The sequence below is a fragment of the Streptomyces sp. NPDC056347 genome (assembly GCF_042262625.1).
GTDB lineage: Bacteria > Actinomycetota > Actinomycetes > Streptomycetales > Streptomycetaceae > Streptomyces.
Map to the genome: position 1 here is coordinate 1 of NZ_JBHJQP010000138.1, position 21801 is coordinate 21801.

The 21801-nt window shown below is 73.4% G+C and carries 22 protein-coding genes; 18 read left to right on the plus strand and 4 right to left on the minus strand.

Annotated features, from left to right (window positions below; translation table 11 throughout):
• The coding region (locus ACFCV8_RS26610; protein ID WP_376687973.1) for a P1 family peptidase at positions 1-441 on the plus strand (441 nt) is incomplete at its 5' end.
• 41 nt (positions 442-482) lie between these two features.
• Here ACFCV8_RS26610 and dmpG read toward each other — a convergent pair.
• Genes dmpG through ACFCV8_RS26625 form a run of 3 tightly spaced genes read right to left on the minus strand, consistent with a single transcriptional unit; the run spans position 483 to position 3246 of the window.
• Positions 483-1505, minus strand: coding sequence for a 4-hydroxy-2-oxovalerate aldolase (gene dmpG, locus ACFCV8_RS26615; RefSeq protein ID WP_376687974.1), 1023 nt, complete (start codon positions 1503-1505; stop codon positions 483-485).
• Positions 1502-2449 carry an acetaldehyde dehydrogenase (acetylating) gene (locus tag ACFCV8_RS26620; protein ID WP_376687975.1) on the minus strand — a complete coding sequence of 316 codons (948 nt, stop codon included), beginning with the start codon at positions 2447-2449 and terminating at the stop codon, positions 1502-1504. Before ACFCV8_RS26620 ends, dmpG begins: the two co-directional genes overlap by 4 nt.
• The gene (locus ACFCV8_RS26625; protein ID WP_376687976.1) at positions 2446-3246 is read right to left on the minus strand and encodes a 2-keto-4-pentenoate hydratase; all 801 of its coding nucleotides are present in this window, start codon (positions 3244-3246) and stop codon (positions 2446-2448) included. Before ACFCV8_RS26625 ends, ACFCV8_RS26620 begins: the two co-directional genes overlap by 4 nt.
• A gap of 186 nt (positions 3247-3432) precedes the next feature.
• On the opposite strand from ACFCV8_RS26625, the gene ACFCV8_RS26630 reads away from it, so the two are divergent.
• Together ACFCV8_RS26630 and ACFCV8_RS26635 are read left to right on the plus strand one after the other, a co-directional pair.
• Positions 3433-4149, plus strand: coding sequence for an IclR family transcriptional regulator (locus ACFCV8_RS26630; protein ID WP_376687994.1), 717 nt, complete (start codon positions 3433-3435; stop codon positions 4147-4149).
• A 124-nt stretch (positions 4150-4273) separates the two neighbouring features.
• Positions 4274-4783: a hypothetical protein gene (locus tag ACFCV8_RS26635; protein ID WP_376687977.1), complete on the plus strand. Its 510-nt coding sequence runs from the start codon at positions 4274-4276 to the stop codon at positions 4781-4783.
• Positions 4784-4877: 94 nt separating this feature from the next.
• Here the strand turns inward: ACFCV8_RS26635 and ACFCV8_RS26640 are convergent, their stop codons facing one another.
• Positions 4878-5762 carry an SIS domain-containing protein gene (locus ACFCV8_RS26640; protein WP_376687978.1) on the minus strand — a complete coding sequence of 295 codons (885 nt, stop codon included), beginning with the start codon at positions 5760-5762 and terminating at the stop codon, positions 4878-4880.
• Positions 5763-6027: 265 nt separating this feature from the next.
• Here ACFCV8_RS26640 and ACFCV8_RS26645 point away from each other — a divergent pair, with 265 nt between their 5' ends.
• The 15 genes from ACFCV8_RS26645 to ACFCV8_RS26715 all read left to right on the plus strand — a co-directional run bounded on the left by ACFCV8_RS26645 (position 6028) and on the right by ACFCV8_RS26715 (position 21571).
• Positions 6028-6828 (plus strand): DeoR/GlpR family DNA-binding transcription regulator, encoded by an 801-nt coding sequence (locus ACFCV8_RS26645; RefSeq protein ID WP_376687979.1) that lies wholly within the window; start codon positions 6028-6030, stop codon positions 6826-6828.
• A 477-nt stretch (positions 6829-7305) separates the two neighbouring features.
• Positions 7306-8307, plus strand: a complete 1002-nt coding sequence (locus tag ACFCV8_RS26650) for an MBL fold metallo-hydrolase (protein ID WP_376687980.1) — start codon at positions 7306-7308, stop codon at positions 8305-8307.
• A gap of 56 nt (positions 8308-8363) precedes the next feature.
• A complete protein-coding gene (locus tag ACFCV8_RS26655; protein ID WP_376687981.1) occupies positions 8364-9734 on the plus strand; it encodes an ATP-binding protein in 1371 nt (456 codons plus the stop codon).
• The gene (locus tag ACFCV8_RS26660) at positions 9731-10156 is read left to right on the plus strand and encodes a roadblock/LC7 domain-containing protein (RefSeq protein WP_376687982.1); all 426 of its coding nucleotides are present in this window, start codon (positions 9731-9733) and stop codon (positions 10154-10156) included. The genes ACFCV8_RS26655 and ACFCV8_RS26660 overlap by 4 nt, the downstream gene beginning before the upstream one ends.
• Positions 10153-10506, plus strand: coding sequence for a DUF742 domain-containing protein (locus ACFCV8_RS26665; protein WP_376687983.1), 354 nt, complete (start codon positions 10153-10155; stop codon positions 10504-10506). The genes ACFCV8_RS26660 and ACFCV8_RS26665 overlap by 4 nt, the downstream gene beginning before the upstream one ends.
• Positions 10484-11098, plus strand: coding sequence for an ATP/GTP-binding protein (locus ACFCV8_RS26670; RefSeq protein ID WP_376687984.1), 615 nt, complete (start codon positions 10484-10486; stop codon positions 11096-11098). The genes ACFCV8_RS26665 and ACFCV8_RS26670 overlap by 23 nt, the downstream gene beginning before the upstream one ends.
• Entirely contained in the window at positions 11095-12414 is a 1320-nt protein-coding gene (locus tag ACFCV8_RS26675; protein WP_376687985.1) for a cytochrome P450, read from the plus strand. Before ACFCV8_RS26670 ends, ACFCV8_RS26675 begins: the two co-directional genes overlap by 4 nt.
• 104 nt (positions 12415-12518) lie before the next feature.
• A complete protein-coding gene (locus tag ACFCV8_RS26680; RefSeq protein WP_376687986.1) occupies positions 12519-12917 on the plus strand; it encodes a cell division protein SepF in 399 nt (132 codons plus the stop codon).
• Positions 12918-13092: 175 nt separating this feature from the next.
• The gene (locus ACFCV8_RS26685; RefSeq protein WP_376687987.1) at positions 13093-14319 is read left to right on the plus strand and encodes an ATP-binding protein; all 1227 of its coding nucleotides are present in this window, start codon (positions 13093-13095) and stop codon (positions 14317-14319) included.
• Positions 14316-14684: a nucleotide pyrophosphohydrolase gene (locus ACFCV8_RS26690; RefSeq protein WP_376687988.1), complete on the plus strand. Its 369-nt coding sequence runs from the start codon at positions 14316-14318 to the stop codon at positions 14682-14684. Before ACFCV8_RS26685 ends, ACFCV8_RS26690 begins: the two co-directional genes overlap by 4 nt.
• Positions 14685-14807: 123 nt before the next feature.
• Positions 14808-15374: a DUF6099 family protein gene (locus ACFCV8_RS26695; RefSeq protein WP_376687989.1), complete on the plus strand. Its 567-nt coding sequence runs from the start codon at positions 14808-14810 to the stop codon at positions 15372-15374.
• Between the two features lie 109 nt (positions 15375-15483).
• Positions 15484-16407: an LLM class F420-dependent oxidoreductase gene (locus ACFCV8_RS26700; protein ID WP_376687990.1), complete on the plus strand. Its 924-nt coding sequence runs from the start codon at positions 15484-15486 to the stop codon at positions 16405-16407.
• A gap of 18 nt (positions 16408-16425) precedes the next feature.
• Positions 16426-17433, plus strand: a complete 1008-nt coding sequence (gene mmuM / locus ACFCV8_RS26705) for a homocysteine S-methyltransferase (RefSeq protein ID WP_376687991.1) — start codon at positions 16426-16428, stop codon at positions 17431-17433.
• 44 nt (positions 17434-17477) lie between these two features.
• Positions 17478-19001 (plus strand): 3' terminal RNA ribose 2'-O-methyltransferase Hen1, encoded by a 1524-nt coding sequence (locus tag ACFCV8_RS26710; RefSeq protein WP_376687992.1) that lies wholly within the window; start codon positions 17478-17480, stop codon positions 18999-19001.
• Positions 18998-21571: a polynucleotide kinase-phosphatase gene (locus tag ACFCV8_RS26715; RefSeq protein ID WP_376687993.1), complete on the plus strand. Its 2574-nt coding sequence runs from the start codon at positions 18998-19000 to the stop codon at positions 21569-21571. The genes ACFCV8_RS26710 and ACFCV8_RS26715 overlap by 4 nt, the downstream gene beginning before the upstream one ends.
• Positions 21572-21801 lie beyond the last annotated feature (230 nt).

Genomic DNA, 21801 nt, shown 5'->3' on the forward strand with positions numbered 1-21801 from the left:
GGCCCGGCACCGGCCGAGGGGGAGCGGCCGGTGCCGCCCGGCGCCGGATCGGTGATCGTGGTGGTGGCGACCGACGCCCCGCTGCTGCCGGGGCAGTGCAAGGCGCTGGCCCGCCGGGTGACGCTGGGCCTGGCCCGCACCGGGACCACCGGCAGCCACTTCTCCGGTGACCTGTTCCTGGCCTTCTCCACGGCCAACCCGTCCGCCCTGACCAGCACGTTCCCCGAGGACGACGGCAGCGCCCCGTACGAGTCGATGCGCTTCGTGCCCTGGGGCCGGATGGACCCCTTCTACGAGGCGGTCGTGGAGTCGGTGGAGGAGGCGGTGCTCAATGTGCTGACCGGCGCCCGGCCGATGACCGGGCGGGCCGGACACCACGTACCGGCGCTCCCGCTGGACCGGGTGGGCGAACTCCTGGCGGCGCGGGGCGCGGTGTCGTGAGGCGGGCCCCCGCCGGGCGTCCGCCCGGCGGGGGGCGGCGGTCACGGGGCCTGGACGGACCGCCGCGCGAGGTCCAGGGCGATGTCCGTGATCATGTCCTCCTGGCCGCCGACCATCTTGCGCCGCCCCACCTCCACGAGGATCGAGCGGGTGTCGAGGCCGTACCGCCCGGCCGCGATCTCGGCGTGCCGCAGGAAGCTGGAGTAGACGCCCGCGTAGCCGAGGGTGAGGGTCTCGCGGTCGACCCGCACCTCGCGGTCCTGGAGCGGGCGCACGAGGTCGTCGGCGGCGTCCATCAGCGGGAACAGCTCGCAGCCGTGCTTCCAGCCCTGGATGTCCGCGACGGCGACGAACGCCTCCAGCGGGCAGTTCCCGGCGCCCGCGCCCTGACCGGCGAGCGACGCGTCGACCCGGACGGCCCCGCTCTCCACGGCGACGACGCTGTTCGCGACGCCGAGGGCGAGGTTGTGGTGGGCGTGGATGCCCATCTCCGTCCCCGGGTCGAGGACCTCGCGGTAGGCGCGGAAGCGGGCCCGGACGTCGTCCATGGTCAGGCGGCCGCCGGAGTCGGTGACGTACACGCACGTGGCACCGTAGGACTCCATCAGCTTGGCCTGGCGGGCGAGTTCGGCGGGCTCGGCCATGTGGGACATCATCAGGAATCCGGCGACGTCCATGCCGAGTTCGCGGGCGGCGGCGATGTGCTGCGCGGAGATGTCGGCCTCGGTGCAGTGCGTGGCGATCCGCACGGAACGGATGCCGAGCCGGTGCGCCTGCTTCAGGTCGTGGACCGTTCCGATGCCGGGCAGGAGCAGGGTGGTGGGGACCGCCTGCCGGGCGGCGTCGGTGACCGCCTCGATCCACTCCCAGTCGGTGTGCGCGCCGACGCCGTAGGTGAGGGAGGAGCCGGACAGGCCGTCGCCGTGCGCGATCTCGATCGCGGCGACGCCCGCCGCGTCGAGCGCGGCGGCTATCGAGCGGGCCTGCTCGACGGAGTAGCGGTGCCGGACGGCGTGCATGCCGTCCCGCAGGGTCACGTCCTGGATGTAGAGATCGCTGGTCATGCGGTCGGCACCCCCTTCTGGTGGTGGGCCGCGATGCGCTCGGCGGTGCGCAGGGCGGCGGAGGTCATGATGTCGAGGTTGCCCGCGTAGGCGGGCAGGTAGTGCGCGGCGCCCTCGACCTCCAGGAAGACGGAGACCTTCCAGGCCGTGCCGGAGCGCTCGCCCTCCGGGAGGAGGCCGCGCTGGGGGTCGTCGGCCGGAACGCGGTCGAACTGGACGTCCTGCTTGAGCCGGTAGCCGGGCACGTACTCCTGCACGGCGCGCTCCATGGCGAGGACCGCCTCGCGCACCCGGTCGGTGTCGCAGTCGGACACCAGGCAGTAGACCGTGTCCCGCATGATGAGCGGGGGCTCGGCCGGATTGAGGACGATGATGGCCTTGCCGCGGGCCGCGCCGCCGACCTGCTCGATGGCGGCGGAGGTGGTCTCGGTGAACTCGTCGATGTTGGCGCGCGTGCCGGGGCCCGCGGAGCGCGACGAGATCGACGCGACGATCTCCCCGTAGTGGACCGGGGTGACCGAGCGGACGGCGGCGACCATCGGAATGGTGGCCTGGCCGCCGCAGGTGACCATGTTGACGTTGGGCGCGCCGAGGTGTTCGGCACCGTTGACCGTGGGGACCACGTACGGGCCGACGGCCGCCGGGGTGAGGTCGACCAGGGTGCGGCCCAGCGGACGCAGCACCTCCTCGTGACGCTTGTGGGCCCCGGCGGAGGTCGCGTCGAAGACGATCTCGACGTCCTCGAACTCGGGCATCCGCACGAGCCCGTCGATGCCGTCGTGGGTGGTGGCGACCTTGAGGCGGCGGGCGCGGGCGAGGCCGTCCGAATCGGGGTCGATTCCGGCCATGGCGACGATCTCCAGGGTCTCCGACAGCCGCAGCACCTTGATCATGAGGTCGGTGCCGATGTTGCCGGAGCCGATGACGGCGACCTTGGTGGTCACTGGGCAGCTCCTTCGGGTGCGAAACGGACGCGGACGGAACCGAGTCCAAGGATCCGGGCCTCGAACCGGTCCCCGGGCCGGGCCGGGACCATCGGCCCCAGCGCGCCGGTGAGGACGATGTCGCCCGCCCGGAGCGGGTCCCCCATCCCGGCCAGCACACCGGCCAGCCACACCGCGGCGTTCAGGGGACCGTCGAGGCAGTCGGCGCCGGTGCCGGCGCTGACCTGCTCCTCGCCGCGCAGCAGCGTCATGGTGACGTGCCGCAGGTCGACGGCGGTGAGGGGGACGGGGGTGGTGCCGAGGACGAAGAGTCCGCTGGAGGCGTTGTCGGCGACGGTGTCGGCGAACGTGATGTCCCAGCCGGCGATCCGGCTGTCGACGAGTTCCAGCGCGGGCAGGGCGAAGTCGGTGGCGCGGATGACGTCGGCGACGTTGGGCTCGGCCAGGTCGAGGTCGGCACCGAGGACCAGCGCGACCTCCGCCTCCACTTTCGGCTGTAGCAGCCGCCCGGCGGGGACGGTTCCGCCGTCCGGTACGGCCATGTCCGACAGCAGGGCACCGAAGTCCGGCCGGTCCACCCCCAGCTGGGCCTGGACGGCGGGGGAGGTCAGCCCGATCTTGCGCCCGACGACCCGGCGTCCGGCGGCCACCCTCCGCTCCACGTTGATCCGCTGCACCGCGTAGGCGGCGCCGGCGTCGTCGGCGGGGATCAGGCCACGTACCGGGGGGACCGGCGTGCCGGTCCGTGCGGCCTCGGCCAGCAGGTCGGCGGCCTCGCGGACCGCGGGGGAGTTCATGGCGGACAACCTCCGGAACGGGGGTGGTGCGGGGAGGGAGGAGAAACGGGTGGTGCGATGAGGCAGGTATAGACGCTGCGCCCGCCCGGTCCAAGGAGCGTTCCGCCACATGGAACACACGGGTCCGGACCAGCCCTTCCGTGTCAGGGTGGAGCCGTGACGAGGAACGACGCGGTGCAGGGCAGCATGCTGGAGCGGGCCGTGGCGCTGCTGGACTGCTTCCGCCCCGAGGGGGGCCGGCGCCGGCTGTCCGAGCTGGCGGCCGGCACCGGCCTGCCCAAGAGCACGGTGCACCGGCTCGCCGCCGACCTGGTGCGCCTCGGGCTGCTCGAACGGGTCGGGCAGAAGTACCAGCTGGGCGGCCTGCTCTTCGATCTCGGCGGGCTGGTGCCGCGCCGCCGGGACCTGCGCGAGGCGGCCCTGCCATTCCTCCAGGATCTGTACGAGGCGACCCGGGAGACGGTCCATCTGGGCGTCCGGGAGAACCGCTCCGTGGTCTACCTCGAACGCATCCACGGACACGAGAGCCTGCCCCTGCCGTCCAGGGTGGGCGGCGCCCTGCCCCTGAGCTGCACCGGGGTGGGGAAGGCACTGCTCGCGTTCTCCCCGCGCGAGGCGGCCGAGGAGATCCTCGCCGAACCCCTGCCCCGGCTCACCCCCCACTCGGTGACCGATCCCGCCCGGCTGCGGGTGATGCTGGACCAGGCCCGGCTGGCGGGCCTCGCCTACGAGGAACAGGAAGCCGTGGCCGGGGTGAACTGCGTGGCGTCCCCGGTCTTCGCCGCCGACGGCACGGTGGTCGCCGCCATCTCGGTGGCCGTCCCGGTGGCGCGCTGGTTCCCGGCCCAGCTCGGCACCGCGGTGCGTACCGCGGCGCTGGGGCTGACCCGGGCCCTTCGCTGAGCGGCCCCCGGCCATCGGCGCGGGGCACCGGACCCGGACCGAGCGGGCGAAACCGGCCCCCGGACAGCCGGGCCGAGGCGGGGGTCGTTGGCCCGGCACAGCTTCGTCGGCCATACTGCCCGCCGTGGAGCAGCGCATAGATCCGAACACTCAGCCCGGATACGCCGCGGGGACAGATCCGGCGTACGTCCCTGGTCTCACGGCCTCCGTCCCCGCCGTGAAACCGGAAACGAGCCCGGAGCGGGCCGTCCCGCAACAGCCGGAACCAGAACCGGAACCGGTGGTGGAGCCGGTCGCCGACGCCGCGGAGCCGGAGGCGGCCGAACCTCCGTCGGACCGGAAGGAGGCGAAGGACGGGCCCGTGTTCGACGTGAGCGACCGGCGCGGCTCGATCGCCGCCGACCACGAGGGCGTCCGCTTCCGGCTGGACGACCAGGAGGCCGAGTTCCGCTGGGACGAGATCTCCGCGGTCGAGGTCAAGCTGCCCAGGTTCGGCCGCCGGTTCACCGTCGTCGTCCACATGCCGAACCACCGGTGGTTCAACGCGGAGGTCGACGCACCGGCCAAGAGCCGCCTCAAGGAGTGGGCGGAGGAGATCGACGCGGTCCTGGACGCCTACTTCGAGGAATCCTGACCACTTCGCCTCCGTACGCACGTACGCAAGGACGCACGTACGCACGGACACGGCCGGGCCGGCGGGCACCTGACGACCGCCGGCCCCGGGCCGGTCAGCCGTCCGTGAGCACGACCGAGCGGGTCAGGTGGCGGGGGCTGTCCGGGTCGAGACCGCGGGCGGCGGCTCGGGCGATCGCCAGACGCTGCACGCGCACCAGCTCGGCCAGCGGGTCGAGCCCGCTCTCCACCCAGCGGGCACCGGTCGCCAGCACCTGATCGGCGAGGCCCTCCGGGGCGGTGCCGAACATCCAGGTCGCGGTGGACCCGGTGGCGATGCTGATCGGGCCGTGACGATACTCCATCGCGGGGTACGACTCGGTCCAGGAGAGCGACGCCTCCTTCATCTTCAGCGCCGCCTCGTTGGCGAGCCCCACCGTCCAGCCGCGGCCGAGGAAGGTGAACTGGGTGCAGTCCACCAGCCCTTCGGGCAGCGGCTCGGCCAGCGCGGTCTCCGCGTCCCGCACCGCGGACTCGGTGTGCAGGCCGAGGTGGGCGCGGAGCAGGGTGAGCAGCGTGGTGGCGAACCGGGTCTGCACCACGGACTTCTCGTCGGCGAAGTCGAGCACCACGACCTCGTCGGCCGCCGCCATGACCGGCGTCCCGGGGTCGGCGGTGATGGCCACGGTGCGCGTGGTGCCGCGCAGTCGGCCGAGCAGGTCGAGCACCTCGGTCGTGGTCCCGGAACGGGTGAGGGCGACGACCCGGTCGTACGTCCGGCCGAACGGGAACTCCGAGGCGGCGAAGGCGTCGGACTCGCCCTGGCCGGAGCCCTCGCGGAGCGCGGCATAGGCCTGGGCCATGTAGAACGAGGTGCCGCAGCCGACGACCGCGATGCGTTCACCGGCGGCGGGCAGAGCGGCCGACTGCGTCCCGGCCAGTTCGGCGGCGCGACGCCAGCACTCCGGCTGACTGGCCGTCTCGATCTCGACAAATGACACTTTTGCACTCCGTACTCGTAGTGAGGCCCGGTGGGAGGCCCGGAGAGGCCCGCGAAGAGGCGTGCCGCTCGGGCGGGTGGGGCTCGGGGCGGGGCTCGCGATCAGATGCTCGATTCTGCACGGTATACGCGCTCTTCGAGCATTATCAAGCAGGGTGTGTGCGGTCGGCTTGACTGGGTGGAGCCTTGTGCAACGCTTGCGCGTGTCCGGTGACCGTACCCAAGGGGATGGGTGCCCGAAGGCCGGTCCCGTGAGGAGAGTTGCCTTGTCCAGGGATGCCCGGTGGAACGCGCTGCTGGAGCTGGTCGGCAAGAACGGCCGGGTGGACGTCGAGAGCGCCGCCGCGACGCTGGACGTCTCGGCCGCGACCATCCGCCGCGACCTGGACCAGCTCGCCGAGCAGCAGCTGCTCACCCGTACCAGGGGCGGCGCGGTGGCGCACGGCGTCGCCTACGAACTGGCGCTGCGCTACAAGACCGGCCGGCACGCCCCGGAGAAGCAGGCCATCGGTCGTGCGGTCTCCGAACTGGTCGCGGTCGGCGAGGTGGTGGGGCTGACCGGTGGTACGACCCTGACGGAGGTGGCCCGCTCGCTCGCGGTGCGTCCCGACATCGTCGGCGAGAACGCGACGGCGACGGGCGGTCAGCCGGGCCTGACCGTGGTGACCAACGCCCTCAATATCGCCAACGAGCTGGTGATCCGGCCGCAGATCAAGATCGTGGTGACCGGAGGGGTGGCCCGGCCGCAGTCGTACGAGCTCACCGGCCCGCTGGCCAGCGGGGTGCTGGGCGAGATCACCCTGGACGTCGCCGTGCTGGGCGTCAACGCGATCGACACCGAGCGGGGCGCGTACGTCCATCACGAGGGCGAGGCCAGCATCAACCGGCTGCTCGCCGAGCGGGCGCAGCGGGTGGTGGTGGCCGCCGACTCCTCGAAGATCGGCAAGCGCGCCTTCGCCCGGGTCTGCGATCTGGCGCAGGTCGACTTCCTGGTCACGGACCGGGGCATCACGCCCGGGGCGACCGCCCGCTTCACGGAGGCCGGGGTCACCGTCGTCGCGGTGTGAGCGGGGGAGGGCCGTCGGACCGGGAGCCGCGCGGCGCCGTCGCGGTCCGCGACGGCAGGGCCCCGGCCGCGCCGAGGTTGCCGATCCCGGCCACGGTCATGGCGTGATCGCCTCCGCTGCCCCGGTACGGGCCATGGCTCCCGGTGGAGTCCCGGCGCGGCCGGGCGGGGCCGAATGCGGTGCTTGCGGCAGGCCGTGCGGACCTGCGTGGAGGGGCTGTTTTCGGCCATGCTCGGTGGGTAATCGGCACATTCCGGTTTGGCGGCTGTTCGGTGCCCTTCCGTCGAGCGGCGGAGCTTCCCGGGGCGAATAAGCCCTATATATCCGGAAGATAGTGAATGGATCGAGGGTGCGCCGATCTCGCAGGGTCACCATCACTCTCGTCTCGAGCCGCATGAGCGATGCATTTGAGCCAGCGAGGTTGAGTGATGAACGAGTTCGAACACGTGGCCGGAATTCGGTCGGCATAATCGCCCCATGTCGATCACGGGTGGAGATGTCGTAGACCTGGGGCGGGGCCTTCACGTATGGCTCCCGCCGAAACGGGGCTGGGGGCTGGCCAACTGCGGACTGCTCGTCTCGTCCTGCGGCGCGCTCTGGATCGACACCCCGTACGACACCGTGCTGGCCGGTCAGTTCCTCGCCGAGTCCACGAAGCGGCTGCCTGCCGGCGTCCACATCGACCGGATCGTCGTCACCCACGCCAACGGCGACCACTACTGGGGCGCCGGGGTGCTGCCGGACGCGGAGATCATCGCCACCCGCGAGGCCCGCGAGCACATCCACTACGACCCCACGCCGCAGCAGCAGCACGCCCTGGTCACCTCCGGTGACCGGACCACCCCGCTCGGCGGCTACCTCGCCCGCCACTTCGGTCCCTTCGACTGGTCGCACACCGAGCCGGTCGCGCCGACCACGTACTTCACGGGCGAGCTCGAACTGACCCTGGGCGACTACCCGGTCCGGATCTCCTCGCTGCCGCCCGCGCACACCACCGGCGACCTGATGGTCCATCTGCCCGCCCAGGACGCCGTGTTCACCGGCGATGTCGTCTTCGCCAGCACGCCGGACCGGCCGGGCGACCACGTGGTGCACTGGGCCGGGCCGCTGAGCAATGTGATCGCGGCCTGCGAACGCGTGCTGGAGACCGGCGCCACCACCGTCGTACCGGGGCACGGCCCGCTCCTCGACCGGGCCGGGGTGCGTGACCACATCGTCTACCTGGAGTACGTGCGCGAGCGCGCCCACGCCTTCCACACCGCCGGGGTGCCCGCCGTCGAGGCCGCCCGCCGGGTGATCGCCGAGCGGCGCTACCCGGAACTGGGCCTTCCCGAGCGGCTGGTGGTGACCATCGGCAGCGAGTACCGCGACCTCGACGGCTCCGAACTGCCCGGCGTGCTCCAGGTGATGACCGAGGTCGCCATTGTCGCCCAGGAGCTGGAGCAGCGGGGCGAACCGGCCGGACCGGCGGAGCGGTAGCGTGTGCCGCCGCCCCGGCCGGGAGAGCGATCCGACGACAGAAGCGCGGTGACGGCATGGGCTGGATAGTGGCGGTGATCGCCGTGGCGGCGGCCGTGGCGGCGGCGGTCCGCGCGCAGAACTCGGCGCGGGCCGAGCACATCGCGCTGGCCCGTGCCGAGCTGGCCGACCGCCAGGCGAAGGCCGCCAACACCCGTACCGCGGCGCTCACCGAGGAGATCCGCCAGCTGGCCCGCAACCGCATCCCCGCCGCCGCACTCGCCCTCACCCATCCCACCGCCAAGGTCCCCGGGCTGCGCGAGGCGGCCGAGGTCGACGGCGAAGCCGCCCGGCTGCTCACCGAGGCGGTGCAGGCGGCCCGCGACGCGGTCATGGAGGAGCGGGGCCGGGTCGACGCGGCGGCCCGCGCGGCGATGCGCGGCACCTCCGCCAAGATCCAGTCCCTGCTCAACCAGTCCCAGCAGCTGCTGCACGAGCTCCAGCACGAGTACGACGACCCGCGCATCCTGCAACTGGACTTCCGCAACGAGCTCGCGCTGCGGCGCACCCAGGCCACCGCCGTGCTCTGCGACGCCTGGCCCGGCCTCGCCCGCCAGAACTCGCCGCTCGTCGAGATCGTGCTCGGTGCCCAGTCCCGGGTCGCCGGATACGAACGCGTCAAGGTCTCCAACCACCTGCGTCAGGAACGGCTCGCCCTGGTCGCCCGCGCCGCCGAACCCCTGGCCATCGCTCTCGCCGAGATCCTGGCCAACGCCACCGCGTACTCGCACCCCGACACCGACGTCCAGATCACCCTTCAGCAGAGCGGCGGCCGGGGCGCGTTCCTGGTGGTCGACGACGCGGGCATCGGCATGGACGACGACGCGCTCGACCGGGCACGGGTCCTGCTGGCGGGCCCGCCCGAGGTTCTCCTGACCGAGCTGGGCGACCCGCCGCGCACCGGATTCGCCGTGGTCGGCCGCCTGGTCGCGCAGTACGGGTTCGACTGCCACATCGAGGCGTCGCCGTTCGGCGGCATGCGCACCATCCTGCGCGTCCCCGCCCATCTGCTGACCGTGCTGGACGAGGAGCGCAGCCTCTCCGCGCTCGCCCCGGAGCCGGTACGGACCCCCGCCGCGGCCGCCGATCCCGCCCCGACCGAGCAGGAGACCGCCCCCGTGCCGCAACCCGCCGACGGGCAGCCGGCCGCCCTGCCCAGCCGACGCCGCCGCGCACCGCGCCCCGCCCCGGTCCGCACCCCGTCCGCCGGGCCGGCCACCGGACGCGCCCAGCCGCCCCGTACGCCCGAGCAGGCCGGGGCCTCCTGGGCGGCGCTCCAGCAGGGCACCCTCAACGGCCGGAGCCTCGCCGGGCGGTCGGCCGCACCGGCGCCGGAGGACCACGACCACCCGGGCGACCGGGACGAGCAAGGAGACGACCAGACGTGAGCGCCCCCACTTCCACCAACGGTGACCTCGCATGGGTGCTGACCCCGCTGCTGGAGCTGCCCGGCGTCCAGCACGCCGTGGTCGCCACCGGCGACGGACTCGTCGAGGGCGCCTCGCCCGGCCTCGACCGTGCCTCCGGCGAGCGGGTCGCCGCCATGACCGCCACCCTGCACGCCGCGGCCCGCGCGTTCACCACCGCGTTCACCGACGTCGAGGCCCCCCTGCTCGCCCAGACGGTCGTCGAGTCCGACCAGGGCTTCGCCATCGTCGTACCGGCCGGGAACAACACCACCCTCGCCCTGTTCGCGGAACCCGGCGCCAAGCTCGGTGACATCGCGTACCAGATGCAGGTGCAGGTCAGCGCCCTGAACCGGGCGATGAACGCGCCCTCCCGCCGCCCGGACACCGACGCCCGGCCATGACCGCCCGCCCGGGGCGCCGCCTGATACCCGCCTACCTGGTCACCGGCGGCCGGACCCGGCCCGCCGGGCCCGCGCTCGACCGGCTCGACGTACTCGTGCGCACCGACACCGAACTGCCCCCGGGCACCGGCTCGGAACAGCGCAGGCTGTGCGAGCTGCTGGAACCGGGGGCGCTCACCGTCGTCGAGTGCGCCGCCCACCTGGACCTGCCGGTCAGCGCCACCGTCTTCCTGGCCACGGACCTCGCGGCCGCCGGACATCTGCACACCCGACCGCCCGTCCCCAGCGCAGGGGAGATCGACCGGTCGCTCGTCGAGAGGCTGCTCGTTGGACTCCGCTCCCTCCACTGACCGCACCGGCGTCGGCTACCTGCCGACGTCCGCCCGGACCCTGATGAAGATCGTCGTCACGGGCCCGTTCGGCGTCGGCAAGACCACCCTGATCCGCACGCTGTCGGAGATCGCCACGCTCCACACCGAGGAGGCGATGACCCAGTCCAGCACCCGCTTCGACGACACCGCCGGACTGCCGGACAAGACCACGACCACCGTCGCCGTCGACTTCGGCCGCCTCACCGTCCTGGACGACCTGGTGCTGTACCTGTTCGGCACCCCCGGCCAGCAGCGGTTCCTGCCGCTCTGGGAGGACATCGCCCGCGGCGCGCTCGGCGCCCTCGTCCTGGTCGACACCCGCAGGCTCGCCGACTCCTTCGCCGTCATGGACATGGTCGAGGAGCAGGGCCTGCCGTACGCGGTCGCCGTCAACCGCTTCCCCGACGCGCCCGCCCACACCGACGAGGTCCTGCGCAAACACCTGGACCTCGCGCCCGGGACCCCGCTGGTGCAGTGCGACGCCCGCGAGCGCCGGGGCAGCATCGACGCCCTGATCGCCCTGGCCGAGCACGTACTCACCAGGATGCCCCGGCCCGAGGACCCGTCATGACACCGTACGCACCGCCCCCGCAGCCCCTCGCCCTGTACGGACCGGAGTTCGCCGCCGACCCGCGGAGCCACTACCGGCGGCTGCGCGAGCACGGACCGCTCGCGCCCGTCCGGCTCGCCCCCGGCATCGACGCCCTGCTGGTCACCGACTACCAGGCTGCCGTCGACCTGCTGCGCGACACCCACACCTTCACCAAGGACCCGCGCGCCTGGCAGGCCACCGTCCCCGACGACTCACCGGTCCTGCCGGTCCTCGGCTACCGGCCCACCGCGCTCTTCAGCGACGGCGAGGTGCACGCCCGCTACCGCGCCGCCATCAACGACAGCCTCGCGCTGATCGAGCCGCACGTCCTGCGGGCCGAGGTCGCCCGCGTCGCCCAGCGGCTCATCGGCGGCTTCGCCGCCACCGGCAGCGGCGACCTCATCGCCCAGTACGCCCGCCTGCTCCCGCTCCACGTGCTCGTGACGTCCTTCGGCGTACCGCCCGGCGACGCCGACCGCGTCGTCGACGGCGCCGCCGGGATGTTCGACCCCGGCGCCGACGCCACCCGCGCCTACGCCGGTCTCGTCGAGGTCGTCACCGAACTGGTCGCCGCCCGCCGCCGACGGCCGGGCCGCGACCTCACCTCGTACCTCCTCGGTCATCCGGCCGGTCTCGACAACGACGAGACCGTGCGTCAGATCACTCTGATCATGAGCGCGGGACACGATCCGACAACGAATCTGATCGGCAACACGCTGCTGCACATGCTCACCGACCCCCGCTACGCCGGTTCGCTGCACGGCGGTGCGATGACCGCGCACGAGGCGGTCGACGAAGTCCTGTGGCAGGACCCGCCACTGGCCAATCTCGCCGCCCACTACCCGCGGCACGACACGGAGTTCCACGGCGTGCGGCTGCGCGCGGGGCAGCTCGTCCTGGTGTCCTACGCGGCCGCCAACAGCCGCTTCGAGCCCGGCTCCCAGGGGCCCGGGCCCTCGGAGCCGGACTTCCCGCGGCCGGGCCGCCCGGACCACGCGGTGCGCTCCGGGGCGGGCGCCCACCTCGCCTGGTCGGCGGGGCCGCACCGGTGCCCGGCCAAACAGCCCGCGCTGCTCATCGCGATGACCGCCGTCGAGCAGATCACCAGCCAGCTGTGCGACGCGGAACTGGCCGTTCCGGTGAGCAAGCTGACCTGGCGTCCGGGACCGTTCCACCGCGCCCTGGTCCGGCTTCCTGTACGGTTCACCCCCGTCGACATGAGCGCGGAGGCACACCGGCTCAGAACCGCCGGGGACACGGCGGGCGAGCCCCCGGCGGTGTCGGCCGGCCCTTGACCCGTGTCGGTGTTACGCCGATCGGGTGAGTGGCGAGACAATTACCCGATGAACAGCGAGCGCAGCCGGCGCAACGCCAACCGAAGCACAGACGGGGTGGACCGGTGAGCAGGTACGACAGGTACGACGTCACGGACGAGCAGTGGGAGGGGCTTGCCCAGGTCGTGCCTCTGCGCAGCCGCAACGAGTGGCCGTCCAGAGTGGACCACCGCGCGGTCCCCGACGAGAGCCCGGCCGCCGAGCAACGACGGCTCGTCGTGCTGCGCGTCCAGGTCTTCGCGGACGCCCGGGAGGTGGCCGAGTACCTGGTCGCCCAGATCCCGGTGCTGCTCGACCTGACCAGTGCCGAGACCGACGTCGCCAAGCGCATCCTGGACTTCACCAGCGGGGTGGTCTTCGGCCTCGGCAGCGGGATGCACCGCGTCGACCGCAACGTCTTCCTGCTCTCCCCGGTCGGCATGGAGGTCGAGGGAGTCACGGCCGCGGGGCTGCCCGGCTCCTGAGGCCGGCCCTCGGGCCCGTTTGTCCGGACCGGGCCGGCGAGCCCGGTGCGCGCGGTGCCGCCCCTAGCCGACCGGAGCGCCGTCCGGCGCGGCTGGGCGTCTCAGTACCCCGATCGTAGGAAGGTCGTTCAGGAGGAACGGTTCGCCGGACCGTGGTCCGCATACCGTCCGCCCCATGACCGCACTCCGACCGGGGCTCACCCCGCCATCGCCCGCCTGCCCCTCCGGGCCCGGCGGGCCGCCCGCCGCCGCGCGTCGCCCGGTCGGCCCGCAAGCCGCGCGGCGCTCCGCCGGGCCCGTCGTCACCGAACTGCGGCTCTCCGCCTTCGCGGCACACCGGGGAGCCGTCTTCCCGATCGGCCCGGTCACCCTCTTCGGCGGGCCCGGGGGCAGCGGCAAGACGAGCGCGCTGCGGGCGTACGAGGCGCTGGCGCGGCTGGGCGGCGGGGAGTCGCTGGCGGCGGTCTTCCCGGACCCGGCGGGCTGTGTGCCCGAGCGGGCGGTGGCCGACGCGCAGGGGCGGCGCGGCTTCCGGATCGGCTGTACGACGGACGGTCCGGCGGGGCCGGTGCGGCTCGACATCGCCGTACAGGCGGAGCCCGCCCTCCGGATCGTCGGCGAACGGCTCACGGGCGGCGGCGAGACACTGCTCAGCACCGCGCTGCGCGACCCGGGCCGCTCCATGGTCCAGGCGGCCTGGCACACCGCGGGCACGGTGCCCGTGACCCGGGCGCCGCTCCCCGACGACCGCCTCGGTACGGCCCTGCTGCCGCTGCGCGTGGCGGGCCGGACCGAGGGCCAGTTACGGGTGCTGGCTGCCGCCGAACAGACACTGGTGGCGCTCCGCTCGGTCTTCGCGTGCGAACCGCAGCCGCAGCGGATGCGGGCACCCGTGCCGGCCGGTGACGGCAGACTGCGGCGCGGCTGCGACAACCTGGCGGCGGCGCTGGACCGCCACACCCGGTGCGGACGGCGTCATGCCCGGCTGCTCGCCGCGGCGCGTGCCGGGTGCGCCGGACCGGTCACGGCCCTGGGCGTCGAGCGGCTCGCGGACGGTTCGCTGCGGGCGAGCCTCGGCCGGGGCGGGGGAGGAGCCACCCCGGTCGGCCGCCTCGGGGACGGTGAGCTGCGGTACCTCGCCCTCGCCCTGGTGCTCCTCACCGACCCCGGGGTGCTGGCGGTGGACTCGGTACGGGAGGTGCCGCCCGCCATGCAGACCCTCACGGTGCTGGCCGACGGACTGGACCGGGACCTGGACGGGCGGCAGCTGCGCGAACTGCTCTCGCTGGCCGCGTCCATCGGGGCGGCCGGGCATCTCCGGCTGGTCGGCACGGTCACCGAACCGGGAGCGTTACGGGCCCGGGAGGCGCCCGGAGTCACGGTGGTAGACCTGGGACCGTGACCGAACTTGATGTACAGACACTGCAACGACGGCTCGCCGCCTTCGCGGCCGCGCGTGACTGGGAGCCGTACCACACGCCCAAGAACCTGGCGGCGGCGCTCAGCGTCGAGGCCGCCGAACTGCTGGAGATCTTCCAGTGGCTGACGCCCGAACAGTCAGCGCGGGTGATGGAACGGCCGGAGACCGCGCACCGGGTCGCGGACGAGGTCGCCGACGTGCTCGCGTACCTGCTCCAGTTCTGCGAGGTGCTGGGGATCGACGTCCTCACGGCACTGGCGGAGAAGATCGACCGGAACGAGTCCCGGTTCCCCGTGCCGGACCGCCGGAACCCTACCGAACCCGACGATCGTCACTCTTCGGAGTGATCGACTTATCCACAATCGATTGAGTGTCCATAGATTTCCGAATTCCTCTGGCTTTTCGGTGCTGCTGACCTCACTGTGGGTAATGGATGAGGTGAGCGGCTTTTCGTACGGACGGGGGAACGCATGGAAGCGGAACGGCTTGTAGGGGTCAGCCGGCGTGCTCTGGCGCAGAGCAGGGGGACGCCGGACATCATCGCCGAGGCCTGGCAGGCGCAGGCGCTGGCCCAGGCGATCGGTAGCCGCCTGGCGGCCGACGGGCCCAAGGAATTACGGGGCGAGGCGAGAGGGCTGAGCGAGATCGGCGGCCGCAGCGGCGGGACGCTGGACCACCCGGCGGCGCGGGCCGGGGTGGCACGGGCGGTGCAGCTCTCCGCCCTGGCCGACCCCCGGTCGGCGCTGACGGGGCTGTGCACCCTGCTCGGGGAGGTGGGGATGGCCCTGGTCGGGGTGGCCTGCGAGACCGACGACCAGGGGCTCTACTGGCAGTGCATGGAGGCGATCGACGCGGCCGACGAGTCCATGGACCGGGTCCACGGAATGCTCCGACGCCTCGACGAGCGGGACAGGGAGCAGCAGCAGGATCTGGAGCGCGGCCGGGAGCGGGACGGGCCGTTCGGGGCGTACGGCCCGGTCGCCCGCCCCACGGGCACGACCGCCGCGGGCCGGGGCCGCGCCCGGCTGAGGGAGTGACCGTGCCCGGCTCCGGGAGCCGCGTGCGGCTGCCCCGGTTCCGGCCGCGACGTTCCCCGGGAGGGCACCGGAGCACGGCGGGCGGCGGCCGGAGGTGCAGGATGGAGGCATGGATCTTCGCATCTTCACCGAACCCCAGCAAGGGGCCGACTACGACACCCTGCTCACCGTCGCCAAGGCGACCGAGGACCTCGGCTTCGACGCCTTCTACCGCTCCGACCACTACTTGCGCATGGGCCCGGGGGACGGGCTGCCCGGCCCGACGGACGCGTGGATCACCCTGGCCGGGCTGGCCCGCGAGACCAGCCGGATCAGGCTCGGCACGCTGATGACGGCGGGGACCTTCCGGCTCCCCGGGGTGCTCGCCATCCAGGTCGCGCAGGTGGACCGGATGTCGGGCGGTCGGGTCGAGCTCGGCCTCGGCGCGGGCTGGTTCGAGGAGGAGCACAAGGCCTACGGGATTCCGTTCCCCAAGGAGAAGTTCGGCAGGCTGGAGGAGCAGCTGGAGATCATCACCGGACTCTGGGCGACCGAGATCGGCCGGACGTACAGCTTCGACGGCACCTACTACCAGCTCACCGACTCGCCCGCGCTGCCCAAGCCGGCGCAGGCCAAGGTGCCGGTGCTGATCGGCGGTCACGGCGCCACGCGCACCCCGAGGCTGGCGGCCCGCTACGCCGACGAGTTCAACATTCCGTTCGCGTCGCTGGAGGACAGCGAGAAGCAGTTCGGCCGGGTCCGGGACGCGGCCGAGAAGGCCGGCCGCGGACCGGACGACCTGGTCTACTCCAACGCCCTGGTCGTCTGCGTCGGCAAGAACGACGCGGAGGTGGCGCGCCGCGCCGCCGTCATCGGGCGCGAGGTGGAGGAGCTGAAGGCGAACGGGCTCGCGGGCTCGCCCGCCGAGGTGGTCGACAAGATCGGCCGGTACGGTGCGATCGGCTCGTCCCGGATCTACCTCCAGGTACTGGACCTCGACGACCTGGACCACCTGGAGCTGATCTCCTCGCAGGTCAAGCCCCAGCTGGGCTGAGGCCCGAGGGAGGCACCCATGAACCCCGCCCCCGCCGGCCCGCCCGGCCGGGAGCCCCGCCCGCCCGGCTCCGCGCCCGGGCGCCCGCTAGGCCGGGCCCTGGAGGAGGGGCCGGTGGTTCTCGACGGCGGTCTGTCCAATCAGTTGGAGGCGCAGGGCCGCGATCTGTCCGACGCCCTGTGGTCGGCCCGCCTGCTGATCGAGGGGCCCGGCGCGATCGAGGCGGCGCACACCGCGTACGCGCGGGCCGGGGCCCGGGTGCTCACCACGGCCGGGTACCAGGCCACGTTCGAGGGGTTCGCCCGGCGGGGGATCGGCCGGGCGGAGGCGGTGGGGCTCTTCGCCCGCAGCGTCCGGCTGGCGCGGCGGGCCGCCGGGACGGTGGAGCGGGACGTCTGGGTGGCCGGTTCGGTCGGCCCGTACGGGGCGATGCTGGCGGACGGCAGCGAGTATCGAGGCCGCTACGGGCTCTCCGTCCGGGAGCTGGAGCGCTTCCACCGCCCCCGGATCGAGGCGCTGGCCGCGGCCGGACCCGATGTGCTGGCACTGGAGACGGTGCCGGACACCGAGGAGGCCGAGGCCCTGCTGCGGGCGGTCGAGGGGTGCGGGCTGCCCGTCTGGCTCTCGTACAGCGTGGCGGGCGGCCGGACCAGGGCGGGGCAGCCGCTGGAGACGGCGTTCGACCTGGTCCGGGGCCGCGAGGACGTGCTCGCCGTGGGGGTGAACTGCAGCGATCCGGCGGAAGCGGGCCGGGCGGTGGCGGTGGCCGCGGAGGTGAGCGGAAAGCCGGTCGTCGTCTATCCGAACAGCGGCGAGCGGTGGGAGGCGGCAGGAGGGCGGGGCTGGACCGGCGCCCCCACCTTCACCGCGGACGCGGCGCGCGACTGGGCGGCAGCCGGGGCCCGGCTGATCGGCGGCTGCTGCCGGGTCGGGCCGCGGACGATCGCCGCACTGGCCGCCGTGCTCGGGGCCGGCCGATCGGCCCCGGACGGGCCAGGACCGGGGTCCGGGCGACCGGGCAGGTGAAAATGCCTGGTGAGGGAAGGAGCGGCCGACTCATACTCGGACGTGTGTTCCTGACGATCAGTACCACCGGCAATCCGGAGCGTCCGGCGACCGATCTCGGCTTCCTGCTGCACAAGCATCCCGAGAAGGCGCAGGCGTTCTCCACCTCCCATGGCACCGCGCATGTCTTCTACCCCGAGGCGTCGGCCGAGCGCTGCACCGCGGCCCTCCTGCTGGAGGTCGATCCCGTCGCCCTGGTGCGCAGGGGCAAGGGCAAGGGCCGGGGTGGTGCTCCCGACGCGGCACTCGCGCAGTACGTCAACGACCGCCCGTACGCGGCCTCCTCCCTGCTGTCCGTCGCCATGAGCGCGGTCTTCAAGTCCGCGCTCAACGGGGTGTGCCGGGCCCTGCCCGAGCGTGCACAGGAACCGATGCCGCTGCGGATCGAGGTGCCCGCGCTGCCCGCCCGCGGCGGCGCGGAGCTGGTGCGCAAGCTCTTCGGCCCGCTGGGCTGGACGAGCGTGGACGCCGTGGCGGTACCGCTGGACGAACGGTTCCCGGAGTGGGGCGAATCGCGGTACGTACGGCTGGTGCTCGAAGGCGACCTGCGGCTGGCCGACGCGCTGCGGCAGCTGTACGTGCTGCTGCCGGTCCTCGACGACGCCAAGCACTACTGGGTCGCCCCGGACGAGGTGGACAAACTCCTGCGGGCGGGCGAGGGCTGGCTCGCCACCCACCCCGAGCAGAAGCTGATCACCAGCCGCTATCTCTCCCGCCGCTGGGGGCTGACCCGGCAGGCGATGCAGCAGCTCGAACTGGTGCGGCTCGCCGAGTCGGACGACCTCGATGTCGACGCCCTCGACAACGCCGTCGACGAGACGGCCGACACCGAGGAGAAGCCGGTCCCGCTCGCCGAGCAGCGGCGCGCCGCGATCCTCGACGCGCTGCGGGCCGCCGGTGCGAGCCGGGTCCTCGACCTGGGCTGCGGCCAGGGCCAGTTGGTGCAGGCCCTGCTCAAGGACGCGGTTTTCAAGGAGATCGTCGGCGTCGACGTGTCCGTGCGCGCCCTCACCATCGCGGCCCGGCGGCTGAAGCTGGAGCGGATGGGGGAGCGGCAGGCCGCCCGCGTACAGCTGCGGCAGGGCTCGCTCACGTACACCGACAAGACGCTCAAGGGCTATGACGCGGCCGTCCTCAGCGAGGTGATCGAACACCTCGACCTGCCGCGACTGCCCGCGCTGGAGTACGCCGTCTTCGGCGCGGCCCGCCCCCGGACCGTGCTCGTGACGACGCCGAACGTCGAGTACAACGTCCGGTGGGAGACCCTTCCGGCCGGGCATGTGCGCCACGGCGACCACCGCTTCGAGTGGACCAGGGCCGAATTCCGGTCCTGGGCCGGCGAAGTGGCGCGGCGGCACGGCTACCGCGTCGCCTTCGTACCCGTGGGGCCCGACGACCCGGAGGTGGGACCGCCCACCCAGATGGCCGTGTTCACCCTGGGCACGGCGGAGCAGGCCAGCGCCGAAGAGACAGCGCACACCACCGAAGAGACAGCGACCACCGCCGAGAAGGAGGCGAACGCCGCATGACCAGTACTCCGCGCACCCTCCCGGTGACCGACCTCTCGCTGGTGGTCCTCATCGGGGCCACCGGCTCCGGCAAGTCCACCTTCGCCCGCAAGCACTTCAAGCCCACCGAGATCGTCTCCTCGGACTTCTGCCGCGGCCTGGTCGCCGACGACGAGAACGACCAGAGCGCCAGCTCCGACGCCTTCGACGTACTGCACTACATCGTCGGCAAGCGGCTGGCGGCCGGGCGGCTGACCGTCGTGGACGCGACCAGTGTGCAGTCCGAGAGCCGCAGACAGCTGGTCCAGCTGGCCCGCAGCCACGACGTGCTGCCCATCGCGATCGTCCTCGACCTGCCCGAAGAGGTCTGCGCCGCACGCAACGCGGCCCGCCCCGACCGTGCCGGCCTGCCCCGCCACGTCATCCAGCGCCACCGCCGCGAACTGCGCCGCTCGCTGCGCGGCCTGGAGCGCGAGGGCTTCCGCAAGGTGCACGTCCTGCGCACCGAGGAGGAGGCGGAGCATGCCGAAGTGGTGCTGGAGCGCCGCTACAACGACCTGCGCCACCTCACCGGCCCGTTCGACATCATCGGTGACATCCACGGCTGCAGTTCCGAGCTGGAGACCCTGCTCGGCAAGCTCGGCTATGTCGACGGCACACACCCCGACGGGCGCACCGCGGTCTTCGTCGGCGACCTCGTCGACCGGGGCCCCGACAGCCCCGGAGTGCTGCGCCGGGTCATGTCCATGGTGTCCTCGGGCGACGCCCTGTGCGTGCCGGGCAACCACGAGAACAAGCTCGGCCGCTATCTGAAGGGCCGCACGGTCCAGCACACCCACGGCCTGGCCGAGACCGTCGAGCAGCTGGGGAGGGAGGACGGGAAGGACCCGGCCTTCCGCGCCCGGGTGCGGGAGTTCATCGACGGACTCGTCAGCCACTACGTGCTCGACGGCGGCGGGCTCGTCGTCTGCCACGCCGGGCTGCCCGAGAAGTACCACGGCCGCACCTCCGGCCGGGTCCGCTCGCACGCGCTGTACGGGGACACCACCGGCGAGACCGACGAGTTCGGCCTGCCCGTGCGCTACCCGTGGGCGGAGGAATACCGGGGCCGCGCCGCCGTGGTCTACGGGCACACCCCCGTCCCCAACGCCTCCTGGGTCAACAACACCATCTGCCTGGACACCGGGGTGGTCTTCGGCGGGAAGATGACCGCGCTGCGCTGGCCGGAGCGCGAACTGGTCGACGTACCGGCCGAGAAGGTCTGGTACGAGCCGGTCAAGCCGCTGGTCAGCGAGGCGCCCGGCGGCCGGGAGGGGCGTCCTCTCGACCTCGGCGACGTCCAGGGCCGCCGGATCGTGGAGACCCGGCACATGGGCCGGATCGCCGTCCGGGAGGAGAACGCCGCCGCCGCGCTCGAAGTGATGAGCCGGTTCGCCGTCGACCCGCGGCTGCTCGGCTACCTGCCTCCGACGATGGCGCCCACCGCCACCTCGCGCGAGGACGGCTATCTGGAGCACCCGGCCGAGGCCTTCGCGCAGTACCGGGCGGACGGGGTCGCCCGGGTGGTGTGCGAGGAGAAGCACATGGGCTCGCGGGCGGTGGCCCTGGTCTGCCGGGACGCTGGGGTGGCCCGCGAGCGGTTCGGCGTGGGCGGCGACGCGGACGCGTCCGGGGCCGTCGGCGGCCCGACCGGGGCGCTGCACACCCGTACCGGGCGGCCGTTCTTCGACGACGCCGCGCTGACCGAGGTGGTCCTCGGCCGGCTGCGCGCGGCGGTCACCGCCGCCGGGCTCTGGGAGGAGTGGGGCACCGACTGGGTGCTCCTCGACGCCGAGCTGATGCCCTGGTCCCTGAAGGCGGCCGGACTGCTGCGCTCCCAGTACGCCGCGGTCGGCGCCGCCTCCGGTGCCGTCCTCCCGGAGGCCAACGCGGCCCTCGCCGCGGCGGCGGCCCGGGGCGTGGACGTCGGCGCGCTGGCCGGACGCCAGCTGGGACGGGCCGAGGACGCGGCCGCGTTCACCGAGGCGTACCGCCGGTACTGCTGGAGCACCCAGGGGCTGGACGGGGTGCGGCTCGCGCCGTTCCAGATCCTCGCCGTCCAGGGCCGCTCGCTGGCCGCCGTGCCGCACGACGAGCAGCTGGCCTGGCTGGACCGCCTGGTCGAGCACGACCCGACCGGGCTCGTCCAGGCCACCCGCCGGCTCGTCGTCGACACCGGGGACGAGGCATCGGTGCGCGCCGGCGTCGACTGGTGGCTGGAGATGACCGGGCGCGGCGGCGAGGGCATGGTCGTCAAGCCGCTCGCCGCGCTGGTCCGGGACGGCAAGGGCCGCCTCGTCCAGCCGGGCATCAAGGTGCGCGGCCGGGAGTACCTCCGGATCATCTACGGCCCGGAGTACACCCGCCCGGAGAACCTGGAGCGGCTGCGGGACCGGTTCCTCGGCCACAAGCGGTCGCTGGCGCTGCGGGAGTACGCGCTGGGGCTCGAGGCGCTGGACCGGCTGGCCGACGGGGAGCCGCTGTGGCGGGTCCACGAGGCGGTGTTCGCGGTCCTGGCCCTGGAGTCCGAGCCGGTCGACCCGCGGCTCTGAGCCCGGCCGATCCGCGGCTCTGAGCCCGGCCGATCCGCGGCTCCGGACCTGGCCGGCCCGCCCGGGTCCGAGCCCGGTCGGCCGCCGGTTCGCACCCGGTCGAGCCGTGGGACCGGGCGAGGCCGTCCCGTGCGTCCGGGCGAGGCCGTCCCGCGCGTCCGAGCCAGGCCGTCGCGTGGATCCGAGCGAGTCGATCCGCGGGTCCGAGCCCGGTCGCGGTGGTCCACCGG

Bases quoted from the DNA above. Each gene is read 5' to 3' on its own strand.
- ACFCV8_RS26685 (WP_376687987.1), top strand. From the start codon at position 13,093: ATGACCGCACTCCGACCGGGGCTCACCCCGCCATCGCCCGCCTGCCCC.
- ACFCV8_RS26630 (WP_376687994.1), top strand. From the start codon at position 3,433: ATGCTGGAGCGGGCCGTGGCGCTGCTGGACTGCTTCCGCCCCGAGGGG.
- mmuM (WP_376687991.1), top strand. From the start codon at position 16,426: ATGAACCCCGCCCCCGCCGGCCCGCCCGGCCGGGAGCCCCGCCCGCCC.
- ACFCV8_RS26665 (WP_376687983.1), top strand. From the start codon at position 10,153: ATGACCGCCCGCCCGGGGCGCCGCCTGATACCCGCCTACCTGGTCACC.
- ACFCV8_RS26650 (WP_376687980.1), top strand. From the start codon at position 7,306: ATGTCGATCACGGGTGGAGATGTCGTAGACCTGGGGCGGGGCCTTCAC.
- ACFCV8_RS26715 (WP_376687993.1), top strand. From the start codon at position 18,998: ATGACCAGTACTCCGCGCACCCTCCCGGTGACCGACCTCTCGCTGGTG.
- ACFCV8_RS26655 (WP_376687981.1), top strand. From the start codon at position 8,364: ATGGGCTGGATAGTGGCGGTGATCGCCGTGGCGGCGGCCGTGGCGGCG.
- ACFCV8_RS26625 (WP_376687976.1), bottom strand. From the start codon at position 3,246: ATGAACTCCCCCGCGGTCCGCGAGGCCGCCGACCTGCTGGCCGAGGCC.
- ACFCV8_RS26700 (WP_376687990.1), top strand. From the start codon at position 15,484: ATGGATCTTCGCATCTTCACCGAACCCCAGCAAGGGGCCGACTACGAC.
- ACFCV8_RS26675 (WP_376687985.1), top strand. From the start codon at position 11,095: ATGACACCGTACGCACCGCCCCCGCAGCCCCTCGCCCTGTACGGACCG.
- ACFCV8_RS26695 (WP_376687989.1), top strand. From the start codon at position 14,808: ATGGAAGCGGAACGGCTTGTAGGGGTCAGCCGGCGTGCTCTGGCGCAG.
- dmpG (WP_376687974.1), bottom strand. From the start codon at position 1,505: ATGACCAGCGATCTCTACATCCAGGACGTGACCCTGCGGGACGGCATG.